Raw genomic sequence first — 454 nt, forward strand, 5'->3', positions numbered from 1 at the left:
CACGCGGACCGCTTGGCCAGCGCCGCGCAGACCGTGCAGCCGGTCCGCCTTGCCGGACTTGAGGATCTGCCGGTACGCCGTCGGCGCGGTCGCCAGCACGGTGACGCAGCTCGACGCCCCGCAGCTCGTCGTAGGCGTGCCCGCCGTCGATCACCACCGCGACGCGCGGGTCGCGGCGCAGGTCGGCCCAGCGCTTGCTGCGCGTGATCGAGTACAGCCAGAGCGAGCTGCCGTCCCAGGCGAACCAGAGCGGGCTCGGAGGGGGTTGCTTGACGTGTCGTCGAGCAGGGACATGATCCACGGCCCGCCGAGGAACATGGGCACGGAACCGGTGTTGAAGTCCTTGGTCACGTCGTACGGGCGCGTCGCTCCCATGGCCTCGATGGGCTGGCGGACGGTGCCGGTCTCGCCGTACGCGGGGAGGATGCCGCCGACCGCGACCACGGGTGTACGG

The 454-nt window shown here is 71.8% G+C and carries 1 protein-coding gene and 1 pseudogene; one reads left to right on the plus strand and one right to left on the minus strand.

All coding sequences use genetic code 11. From position 1 onward, the window contains the following. Positions 1-106: 106 nt before the first annotated feature. Positions 107-265 (minus strand): annotated as a pseudogene (locus ACNFOC_RS55325) (pyridoxamine 5'-phosphate oxidase family protein); the annotation flags it as partial. Positions 266-274: 9 nt separating this feature from the next. Here ACNFOC_RS55325 and ACNFOC_RS55330 point away from each other — a divergent pair. After that, positions 275-454: hypothetical protein (locus ACNFOC_RS55330; protein ID WP_416966435.1), on the plus strand; the 180-nt coding region annotated here is incomplete at its 3' end.

The organism is Streptomyces colwelliae (assembly GCF_048158785.1).
Lineage (GTDB): Bacteria > Actinomycetota > Actinomycetes > Streptomycetales > Streptomycetaceae > Streptomyces.